General features: G+C 28.4%; 4 protein-coding genes. All 4 read left to right on the top strand.

Translation table 4 applies throughout. The annotated features are described in order from the left end of the window. Positions 1–189 precede the first annotated feature (189 nt). Complete coding sequence (locus ACWXVS_RS02610) at positions 190–3,804, top strand: hypothetical protein (protein WP_455994910.1); 3,615 nt, start codon at positions 190–192, stop codon at positions 3,802–3,804. A 183-nt stretch (positions 3,805–3,987) separates the two neighbouring features. After that, positions 3,988–7,662, top strand: coding sequence for a hypothetical protein (locus ACWXVS_RS02605; protein ID WP_455994907.1), 3,675 nt, complete (start codon positions 3,988–3,990; stop codon positions 7,660–7,662). 495 nt (positions 7,663–8,157) lie between these two features. Beyond that, positions 8,158–9,795, top strand: a complete 1,638-nt coding sequence (locus ACWXVS_RS02600) for a DNA methyltransferase (protein WP_455994904.1) — start codon at positions 8,158–8,160, stop codon at positions 9,793–9,795. Continuing rightward, complete coding sequence (locus tag ACWXVS_RS02595; RefSeq protein ID WP_455994901.1) at positions 9,788–12,424, top strand: DEAD/DEAH box helicase family protein; 2,637 nt, start codon at positions 9,788–9,790, stop codon at positions 12,422–12,424. Before ACWXVS_RS02600 ends, ACWXVS_RS02595 begins: the two co-directional genes overlap by 8 nt. Positions 12,425–12,698 lie beyond the last annotated feature (274 nt).

Here is a 12,698-nt window from a genome sequence, read left to right as displayed (position 1 = left end):
AAAGCGCAAGAAAAGCATAAAAAATGAGTATAAAGTACCATTTATTATCTGTTTTTTAGTATATGTCTTACTATATATATATATATATATATTGTTTTGATTAAAAACCGATATTAGGCTAGTTTATTTTATATTAAATAATTTATATATATACATTAAAATAAAGCATTTTTTATAGGTGGTATTGTAATGAAAAAAAAGAAAATTACCTTAGCATTGTGTTTATCATTATCGTCTGCTTTAGTTGTGGCAGCTGGTTCTGTTTTTGTTTATAGTATAAGCAAAAAACAAGATAGCTCTAATTTGCAATCTTTAAATAAAAAGGTTATTGAGCAGAAGGAAAGAGAATTATCTCTTGCTAAAAACATGCTGTTAAAGCTAAAAAATAAGAAAAAAATATTAAACAAAAAAATTAATGAAATAAATAAAAATATCGAAAATTTTGAGGCTTTAAATGCAGAATCTCAGGATAAATTAAAGCAAATAGAAAATGAGACTATAAAAAAAGAAAAAGAAGTTTTAGAACATAGTCGGATTTTAGAAGAAATAAAAAAACAACTAGATAATCTAAAATCACAGCACGAAAAAACCATATCGGATTTTAAAAAAGCAGAACAAGTTTTTGAAGAAAAAGCTAAGAAATTAGCATTAAAAACTAAGGAATTAGAGCAAGCTAAAAAGGACTTAGAGCAAACTAAGAATCAAAACAAGTTACTTCAAGAAGAGTTAAACAGATTACAAGCTGATGTCCAAAGAAAAATGAATGATTTAGAGTCACAAAAGCATATAAAAGATAGCGCTAATCAAGTCATACAAACAGTAAAAGAAAATATAAAACAAGTTACTGAAGAACAAGATAAGGCCAACAAAAATCTTTCAGGAAAACAGCAAGAACTAGCAGCTTTAAAAGATGAGCTTGAAAAATTAAAGCAAAAACAAAAAGAAGCTCAATTAAATTATCAAGAAGTAGAAAATAAAATAGAATCTCTAAGCAAACAAATAAGCGATGCTGAAGCACTTATAGAGCAATTAACAAAAGAACTAGAAAAAAAGTCTAGTGAGGCAAGCATTAAACAAGAAGCAGTCGATGTTGCAACAAATGAATTGCAAGCTGCATTAGAAAAACAAAAAGAAGCGATACAAAAGTTAGAAGAAGCAAAGAAAAATTCACAACAAAGTGTAAATGAGTTAGAACAAAAAGCTAAGAATTTAGATATGGCTAAGAAATCATTGGATATTGCATTAGAAAATCAGCAAAAAGCCAAAGATGAATTTGAAAGTGCAAAAGCAAATGCTAAGTTAAAAGAATCTGATTTGACTCAAAAAAACAAAGAAAAACAAACAATTCAAGAAGAAATACAAGAAGCTAACCAAGAAAAAGATAGGCTGCAAAAGGAGGTTGATAGGCTAGCTGAAGAAGAAAATAAAGCAAGTGTTGAATTGGAAAATAAAAAAGATTCTTTAGAAGAAATCAATAAACAACATGCACAATTAAGCGAAAAAATACAGCAAGAAGAATTAAAAAATCAGCAAATTAATCAACAAGAAGCACAAAAGCAGCAACAATTAACTAACGCTATTAAAAATATACAAGACAAAGAAGCAGAAGGAAAGACAAACAATTCTGAATTAGCACAAGCTCAAGCAGAACTAGAAAAAGAAAAGCAAAACTTAATGGAAGTTAAAAAATTAAAGAGCAAAACTGAATCAGAATTAGAGCAGGCTTCAAAAAATGTTGATACTATAACACAGCAAAAATCAAAGCTTGAGGCCGAATTACAAAGTGCAAAAGAAAAAGCCAAAACCGCAAAAGATGATTTAGATAAGAAAACTGAAGAATTAAAATCGAAACAAAGCGCAAAAGAAGAGGCCAATAAAGTTAAGAAAGAAGCCGAATCTAAAAAATCCAATATTGATAAAAAATATCGTGAATGGCTCGATGAACATCGAAGATTACATTCTGAGGTAAACCGTAAAAAAGATGAACTAGATCAAATATCGGTTGAAATTGATGACTTAAAATTAAAAATTTCAGATGCTGATTATGATTATGAATATGAAAAAGATGTATTAGAGCAACAACTAAATGCAAAAGAAAATGAAAGAGATGAACTCGAAAAAACATTGCAAAAACTCAAAAAGCAAGAAGAAGGCGCTAAAAAGGCCTTAGATGATAATGAAAAAGCCAAAGAACAAGCGGCCCAAGAACTAGCCCAAAAAGAAAAATTATTTAAAAAAGCAGAAGAAGAGTGGAAGCAAGCTGAATCATCAAAAGAGCAGGCAGATAAAGCTTATAAACAAGCTAATGAAGAAATAAAAACTAAAGAAGCACAAGTTTCGCAAAAAGATTCGCAATTAAGTGAGTTTCAAAAAACTAAAGAAGAATTAACAAATAAAAACAATGAAGTTAATGCTTCATTTAAAAGTGCTACAAGTAAGGTTCAAGATGTCGAATCTAAAATACAAAAATTAAAAACGAATGATCAAAAAATACAGCAAAACATTGAACAAGAAACACAAAAGAAACAAAAAATTGAAGAAAAAATAGAAAGTCTCAATCAGCAAAAAACTAATTCGCAACAAGAACTAAAAAAACTAAAAGAATCACTTGCACAAAAAACAGAGGAAATGACTGAGGCAGAACGTGCTAAAAATGATGCTCAAACAACATTTGATGATGTAAAAAACAAAAAGCTAAATGTTGATAAACAATTATCTTCTATTTCAACTACAATTGCACAAAAAACTAGTGATTTAAATCAAAAATCAAATGAAATTTCCGAAGCAATGCAAGCATTGGAAGCAGCAAAAACTAAAAGTGAACAAGCTAAGGAAAAACATGATGATGCAAATGCAAAAGTGGAACAAAATAGAAGCAATGTGCAAACCAATCAACAAGAAGTAGATGCAGCAGAGCAAAAAAATCAACAAAACCTTATAACTGAAAGCAATATTCAAAATAAACTAAGTAATTTAGAAGAAGAAATTAAGCAAAAAAGAGAATCATTAGAACAAAAAACCAATGAATTAGATGATGTCAAACAAAAAATGGCAGCTGTAGCACAAAAGAAAAAAGATGCAGAAATGCTACTGCAAAAATTACTAGAAGATAAAAAACAAGCTGAAGAACTAAGAAAAGAAAAAGGAGAAAAATTAACTCAAGAAAATGATAAAGTTACCCAAAAAATAAAAGATGTTAAACAAAAAGATGATGAATTTAAGGAAGCTAAAGAAGCAAAGGATGCTATTGATAATAAATTGCTCGAACTAAAAAATGAACTAATGAATAGAATGAAAGAATTAAAAAAAGCTAATGATGAAATTCCTCTCTTAAATGAGTTAATCAAAAAAGCTAAGGAAGATATTTCAAAAGTTCAACATCAAATTGAAGAGCAAAATAAGAACATTAGTTTACAAAAAAAGAACATTGAAGCTAAAACAAATAATAAAAATCTTCTTTTGCAAGAAACACAAGCATCGCAGTTTTCAAAAGAAATTATTAAAAAGCAATTAGATGAGGAGTCTAAAAATATTGCTAACTATGAAAAACAACAAAAGGAAAAAGAAAATTCCTTATCGATATTAGCACAGAAATTAAAAGACCTTAATAATCAAAAAACAAAGAATGAAAAAAACATAGATCAAATGGTTAATTCGATTAAGCAATTATCAAAAATCAAGGATGAGACACACCAAGAGTTAAATAAAATTAATAAGGAAGTTAATAAGAAAAATCAAGAAATTTTGCAAATAACAAATAAGTTGGATGAATTAAAAAAAGATTTGAATAAATTAAAAAGATAGCAATTTTTTTTAAAACATGATAAAAGAGGCGGCATATAGCCTCTTTTTATCATTATTTCATAATGATACATAAACACTGGTAGCAAGTTTGCAAAAAAAAAAAAAAAAAAATGTTAATATTTTCTTGAAAAATCTTGGGCATTTTACAAAAGCTAATTTTATCAAAGAGAGGTATAAGAAATTATGAATAAAAATGTAGAAGAAAACAAAGTAAAAAGAAAAAAACGTAATGTTATTTTATTAACATCAGCTTTATTGGCAGCATCAATTACAACCGGAGCTATTGCAGCCTTTTATCTTACAAACAAAAATAAGCATGATAAAAAAAGCCTTTTGGCTTTGGAAATAAAAGACCAGAAAATTACTGCAAACTCAGCGATCTTTCATTTAAAAAATATTGATAAAAATGATGACACTAATCGTTCTTTTTCAGTTTTATTTTATGCTAAAAAAACTCCTTATAATGTGCAAAGAAAGACTCATGTTATTAATCAAGAAGAAAAATCTATGTCATTTGGGATTAATAATGAAAAACCTTTATATCCAGATACTGATTATGAGTTTCAGATGATTTATAATGGTGAAACAGTTTTAATTCATCACTTTAAAACTTTGAAGCTAGAGGAAAAAGACAAGCAAGCAGAACTTGATAAAGCAAATAAAGATCTAGAAGAAGCTAAAAAAGCTAGAGAAAAGGCATTACAAGATCTAGAGCAAGCTAAGAAAAACGCTTTATTAAAAAATAATGATGTTATTTCCAAAACCAACGAGCTAAGTGAAGCAAATAAGAAACTAGAAGAAGCCAAAAAATCTAAAGATGAATTGGAAAAACAATTACAAAGTATTAAGGAAAAAATTAAGGAATTTGAAAAACAAAAAAAAGCAGCCGAACAAAATAAGCTACTAACAAATAATAATGTAATTTCCACCACTAAAGAAGTTGAGCGTTTAACCAAAGAACTTGAAGAAGCAAAAAAAGCCCTAGAAGAGGCAAAAAATAAAAAAGATAAGGCTAATTCAGATCATGATAGCGTTAATAAAGATGCTATTCTAAAATCTGATGATTTAGCTAAAAAAGCCAAAGAGTTAGATGAAGCAAAAAAAGCATTGCAAGATGCGATAAATGCCCAAAACAGTGCTAATTCTGAATTTGAACAACAAGAGGAAAATATCAATAAAAAAATTAAGGATCTTAATTCAAAAACGGATGAATATAATAGTGCATTAAGGGCTAAAAATGAATCTGAAAAAGAAATAAATCGTATGCAAAATGAAGTTGCAGAGATAAATAGAATTCTTAATACTCTTGATACTGACAAAACCCGAATCAATAATGAGTTAAACAACGCTAAGCAACAATTAGCTTTAGCAAATCAAAAACTTGCAGATATACAAAAAGAAGCAAATGATGCTAGACAAAAAGCTGAAGACCTTACCAACGAAAATATAAGACTAAATAACGAAGTACAACAAGCTAATGAATTAGAAAAAGAGAATATTAATGATATAGCTCGTATTTCTAAAGATTTGCAAGATGCAAATTCTGAATTGTCAAATGTAAAAGAAACTCAAAGCAATATTGCTGAACAAATAAAAAAATCCAATTTTGATTATAAGCAAAAACAACAAAATTTAAATCAAAAAACCAAGGAATTAGAAGAAGCTAAAAAATCATTAGCACAAGCCACATCTGAAAACCGAGAAATTGAGTCTCAGCTAGAAGAGGCAATAAGAAACACTAATCAAAAAAATGATGATTTAGTGCAGAAAAACAAAGCAAAAACCGACGCAGAAAATGATAGAAATAAATTTCAAAGGGAGCTAGATAGCGCATCAAAAAATGAGACTGATAAAGACCAATATGCTAATCAATTGAATAATGAGTATGAAATATTAAAGCAAGAACTAAAAAGGCTTCAAGGTCTAAAGGATAGCGCAGCAAGCGAAGTCGAAAGAAGAAATAGAGATCTTGAAAAAACAATTATAGATTTAGCACAAAAGCAAAAAGATATTGACCAAGCTAATAGGATGAAAGTAGAGCAAGAGGGCATTAAAGAAAATCATAATAAAAAACTTAATGAATTGAATCATGCTTATGAAAATTTAAAAACAAAAAATAGTTTGGAAAAAGAACTGGAAAAGATATTAAGAAACAAGAATTCATTGGCAGATAAAAAACAAAAGGCATATCAAGCTTATTTACAAAAAAAAGCTAACACACAACAAAAACTTGATGATTGAAATGATTCAAAAAGAGGCAGAGATGATTACTATACTAAGAAATATTATGAATCTTTATATAGAGAAGCCCAAAATGCGGAACAAGAAGCTGAAAGAAAATGGTCGAATGCTAAAGACGAATATGATAAGCAAGAGAATAATGAAAATGCTATTCATAATAAAATTGCTGAAATTAATAAAAATACAACTATTTTAACTAGTTCTCTCAAGAAATATGAAGACCAGATAAATCAGCAACAACATCTAATTGGGGAAGCTTCGCGAAAAATTTCAGAAATTGAAGTTGATATTACCAAGAAAACAAATGATAAAAGGATGCTAGAAGAATCTAAATCTAACAATGAGCAGCTAAAATCTCAATCTGTACAGAAACAAAATACAGCAATAAAGTCCGTAAAGGATAAGGAAGAAGAAATTAAACAAAAACTTAGTCGATTAGAAGTTGCGCGTGTTGAGGCAGAACAAGCGCGAAAAGCCAGAGAAGATGCAGAACATCGATTGCAATCAGCTAAACAAGAACATGATGATAAAAATAACCAACTTCAGAGCGCTCAAGAATTATTGCAAGAAGCTAAAAGCAAAGAGTCTTTCTTACAAGAAAAATTAAATGAATTAAAACAAAAGGTTAATAATGAGACAACTTTAGTATCTCAAAAGCAAGGCGCTGTTGATGACGCTAATAAGCAAATCCAAAAAACGCTAAAAAGCAAGACAGATTTGGAAAAGAAATTGCAAAGTGCGAATGAAGAAGCTAGCATGAAACAAGAAGCTGTCAATAAAAAAACAAAGGCTTTAGATGGTGCAAATGCTAAGCATCAAGAGTCGCAAAAAAATCATCAAGCGTTAATTCAAAAACAAACCGAGATTCATAATAAATTGCAAGAGTCACTTAATAATATAACTCTGGCTAATCAAAAGTACCAACAAGAACTTGAAAACACAAATAATAAAAGTAAAGAAGTTGCTGATAAAAATAATGAATTAAAAAATAATGCTAAATTGATTGAACAAGCATCGCAAAATAAGGCGAAAACAGAGCAAGATCTTATAAATTTAAATACTAATTTAGAAGAAAAAAAGAAAGAATTGGAAGATAAAAATAATAGTTTAAGTGAATTAAATCAGGCAATACTTCATGCTAATAGCCTTAAGGACAATGCTAAAAATAAGGTTAATTTAGCTAATCAAGATGTAAAAAATAAAACTGATTTATTAGCTCAGAAGCAATTAGATTATGAAAATGCTAAGAAATCAAATAATGATTCTTTATTTGATAAGAACAATATTCAAGGTCAAATAAAAGATGTTGAAAAAGACTTTGAAAATAAAACTCATGATTTGCATCAAAAGCAAAAACAATTAGATAAAGCGATTTTAGATAATGAAGAAGCAATCCAAAAAAATAAGGAAGCAGATTCTATGATTAACACAACGAATAATAATCTTCAGAATGCTTTATTAGAGGATTTGAAATTAAATAAGAAGATTTCTCAATCAAATAAGGAAATTAAACAAAAAGAATCTATTTCAAATAGTAAAATCGAAGAACTTGATAGGGCTAAAAAAGAGGCTTCAAAAGCTAATGGATTGCTAGAATCTCTTAATATGAAACATTAATAATCATATATTTTTAATAAACATTTTAGGTTTTTAGTTTTCAAAATAAATAATCCACGGTGGTGTAGTAAATTTTGTGTAAATTTATCTCCTGCTTACTTTTTGAGTAAGAGATTTGAGAATAGCGATCGCACAAATCTAAATTTATTATGCAAAAAACAACCGAACAACATGACAAAATTGGATAAATTTTCTTCCAAATATGTTGTTTGGTTGTTTTAATTATTTAATCTTCTTTTTCAAAAATAATTTGTAATTGATTAAAAACAGATTCTCAATTAGGAACAACTGCTGTTGTATTTATGAATAGTAATAAAATACTTGCTAATGTCTATAAAATTTTGTTGTATTTCTTAACAATATCACCTTAACTTAGATAAAATTTTTATATAATTCAAACAAAATTATAGTTTTTTGCTTCCCGCAGCATAAGTGAACAAGATAAGAAATTTAATTATAGTTTTTGCAACAAAAAACCCCAAAGAAAGGACTAATATGGAACCAAAAATCACGTCATTAACTCAATGTTTATTAGATATACTTAAAGATAATAATAAGTATTATTCTTCTGAACAAAATAAGCTTTTATTAGGTAATATTTTTGCTGCAGTTAATAATCATGATAGCGATCTTTTGGAGATTCTTTATTCTAATGAATTAATACGCAAAAATTTCTTTGTTAAGGTTAAAGACATATGAATTTTTAATGACAAAAAATTCATAGATTTTATCAACCTAAAAGACTTTATGCCTGATAGTTTTACTTCTTTTAAAAATCGCATTGGCCTAGTTGATGACAATGGACACTTTCTTGACGAAAGCAACGATGTTGTACTTTCATTCCCCTTCAAAGATTGTGTTTTAGTTGGCAATCAAGACAAAGACGACCAGAAATGTAGCGAGGTTATGCTCAATGAAACTCTTGGGCTTGATGATATTAACAGACTTCTTGATCCTAAAGTCCTAGTTAATGCAAAACGCCATAGCTCACAAGGAGTTGAACAAAACATATTATTTAATAAAAAAGATAATCTTATCATTAAAGGGAATAATCTTATAGCATTAAGCTCTATATTAAAGAGATATGAGGGAAAAGTTAAATGTATCTATATTGATCCACCTTACAACACTGGCAATGATTCATTTAATTACAATGATAAATTTAACAATTCAACATGACTTGTCTTTATGAAGAACAGATTAGAGCTAGCCAAAAAATTATTAAGGGATGATGGAAGTATTTTTATAAGTATAGACGAAAATATGAAGTCATATTTAGATATTTTGATTAGAAGTTTGGGATTTGATTATTTTAAAGAGTTAATATGAGAAAGCGGAAAACCTTTTGGGTATAAAGCGACTAGCACCATATGGCCTCGTGTTCATGAAACAATTTACCATTTTTGTAAGGTGCGTAATAAAATTTTTTATAAACCTACCTATACATTTGAATTATCAAGTTCAGGTTCTAAAATAATGACTTCAAGCATTATAAAAGCAAAGGAAAATGGGATTTATTCAATGGATTGGGTCGTAGGAGCAAAACAAAGTGTAGGTTTTGGTGCGGGTCAAAAACCTGAAGAATTGATAAAAAAACTCCTTGATGCTACTACAAATGAGGGTGATATTATTCTAGATTTCTTTCTTGGTTCAGGAACAACCGCTGCTGTAGCACACAAAATGAATCGACAATATATTGGTATTGAGCAAATGGATTATATCGAAGATATCACAGTAGAAAGACTTAAAAAAGTTATTGATGGTGAAAAAGGCGGAATATCTCAGCTAGTAGGCTGACAGGGCGGTGGTTCATTTGTGTACTGTGAATTAGCCCAAAATACACAAAAATGAGTAGATTTGGTGAAAAAAGCAACTAACAACGACATTCTTGATGTTAAAAACCAAATACTAAATTCTAATGACATAATTCCTTATTTAAGTAAAGCAGAAATTGAATTTAACTTAAGTACTTTTGATTCACTTAGTCTTGATGAGAAAAAAGCTCGTCTTATTTCAATAATTAACAAAAACAAATTGTATGTAAATTATTCTCAAATAGATGATGAGTCATATGGAATTAATGAAGCTGACAAGCAATTTAACAAATTATTTTATGAGGTAGAGAATGAATAATAATTTAGCTGATAAATTAAAAAATATATTAGATTATTTTCCGCCTAAAGACCTTGATACATTTATTGTAAATGGACTAAATCCTAAAATTAAATTGAGAGATTACCAAACTAGAGCAATTCAGTCATTTATTTTGTATTACCTTGATGAAGGTAATACAAAATTACGTACTCAAGATAAAATACATAACCTATTTCAAATGGCAACAGGTAGCGGAAAGACAGTAATAATGGCTGCTTTAATTCTGTTTTTATATCAACAAGGTTATAGAAAATTTATTTTCTTTGTATCACAAACCAATATTCTTGAGAAAACTAAAGAAAACTTTGGAAATCCAACTAGTTCAAAATATTTATTTGCCTCGCCTTTAAAACAATTTAATAAAACAATAAAAATCAATGTTGTTGATAATTTTCAAGCTTCAAACATTGATAAAGACTCAATTAATATATGTTTTACAACCATTCAAAAATTACACAATGACATTATTAGTCCACGTGAAAATGCTATGAGTGAATATGATTTTAGCAATCATAAAGTAGCATTCATCAGTGATGAATCTCATCATCTAAATGCAAGCACAAAAGCTAAAAGTAAAGTGCAAAAACTCGAGATATTCGAAGAACCCTCTTGAGAAAACACTGTAATTAGTTTATATAATAAACATCCCGAATCGCTTCTACTTGAATTTAGCGCAACTGCAGGTCTTAATAATGAAGATATTAATAAAAAATACATTGATAAACTAGTTTTTGACTATCCACTCAAAACTTTTAGAGACGAAAAATGAACCAAAAACTTTCAAAACATAAGTTCTGAGACAACATATTGACAAAGATCGCTTATAGCATTAATTATGAGTGAATATCGTCATATGCTTTTTAATGATTTAGGGTTAGAAATAAAACCTGTTGTTTTATTTAAGTCAAAAAGCATTGCAGAAAGTAAAAAGTTTTTTGAAGAGTTTAAGCAAAAAATTCAAAAACTAATCATTGAAGACATAGTTGCTCTTGAAACTATTGATATTCCAATTATGAAGCAATGTCTTAGTTATTTTAAAAATTTAGGGCATCAAGACTATCAATTATTAGTTAATCTACTCAAAGAAAGTTTTCGTGAGGAAACGCTAGTCATTATTAACTCGTCTTCTGAAAGTGCAATTGATGCACAAATGCAAGTGTTGCTCAATACATTGGAGGATAAAGATAATCTCTTACGAGGTATTTTTGTAGTTGATCAACTAAATGAGGGTTGAGATGTACTTAACCTTTTTGACATTGTTAGACTGCATGATGAACGTCAAGAAAATACACGTGTAAAAACCAACAAGTATACAATTAAAGAAGCTCAATTAATTGGACGTGGAGCCCGTTATTGTCCTTTTGTGTATAACAATGATGAACAAAATCGAAACAAACGAAAATTCGATGCAGACTTAAGCAATAAATATCGTGTTCTAGAAACTCTTTATTACCACTGCAAAAACGATTCACGCTATATCAATGACCTTCAAAATACACTTAAACAAACTGGTCTTATTGATGATGATAATGGTAAAGTAGTTGAAATTAAACTTAAAGAAGAATTTAAAAATTCAGAATTTTTTCAAAATGCTTTAGTTTGAACTAACAAAAGAGTTCCAAAACAAAATAGTATGCCAAGCGAGCAAGATAAAGTTAATTTTACTAAAACTATTGATTTTAAAGTTAAACAAATTAAGGCTAATGAGGAAAAACTTTTTGATTTAGACACACAATCAGATAATGAAATAGAAGAACTTAAAATTGTTCAACAACTTAATCTTCAAGATGTTGAATATCACATTCTTGAGGGCTGTGCGCTTTATTTTGAAACACTGAAGTTTGATTTTCTAAAATCTAAGTTTTCTAATCTTAAATCACTTCAAGAATTTTTAACTTCATCTGATTATCTAGGTTCAAATGTTAAAATTATCTTTAAGTCTAATGACTCGAAAGCAAAAATAAGTGGAAGAGATATTTTTAGTGCTGTTATGGATGCATTTAAACAAATTGAAAATTATCTTTATTCACTCAAAGATGCAAGTGTAGGTGAAAAAGTTCTACGTCCTAAATATCTTAAAGATGTTATTGAAGATAAATTAATGTATGTTGCTAATGTTGAGGATGAAGACGGAAATGGTAACCCTCAAAGTAAAGCAAGCGAAAAACTTAGAATGGATCTTAGTTCTAAAAAATGATATGTTTTTAATGAAAATTATGGAACAAGTGAAGAAAAAGAATTTGTCAAATGATTTAGTGATAACTATGCAAAGCGACTCGAAAACAAAAATATTGAATTCTATTTAGTTAGAAATGAACGTTTTAGTGATCTTGCGCTTTATGATTTTGATAGTGGTGATCGTTTTGAACCTGATTTTCTTCTTTATTTCAAAACCAATAAAATAAGTTCGCAAGTATTTGTTGAACCTAAAGGTACACATCTAATCGAACATGATAATTGGAAAGCGAATTTATTGAGCTTGATAAACAGTGACATCAATCTTATGCCAAATAATGGTAATTGAAGAGTTATTGGTATGCCTTTTTTCAATAAATTAAAAACCACCGAATTTAGTCAAAAATTTGATGATTTTATTGAAAGTCTATAGCACTCGTGCTTTAAAATGCTATCGTAGATAATTTTGTGTAGAGATCACTAAATAGCAAATATTTAATAGAAGATTTTTACACAAAATTATCTACAGTACCACCAAACAACATATTTGGAAGAAAAATTCTCCAATTTTGTCATGTTGTTTGGTTGTTTTTTGCATAATAAATTTAGATTTTCGTAATTGCTAATCTCAAATCTTTTACTAAAAAAAGTAAGCCAGAGATAAATTTACACAAAATTTCTATACTACCTTCAAAATAAGTTTGAGA

The sequence above is a fragment of the Mycoplasma sp. 327 genome (assembly GCF_053851655.1).
Note: the sequence above shows the minus strand (reverse complement) of the source record. Positions and strands in the feature narration are given on the sequence as shown.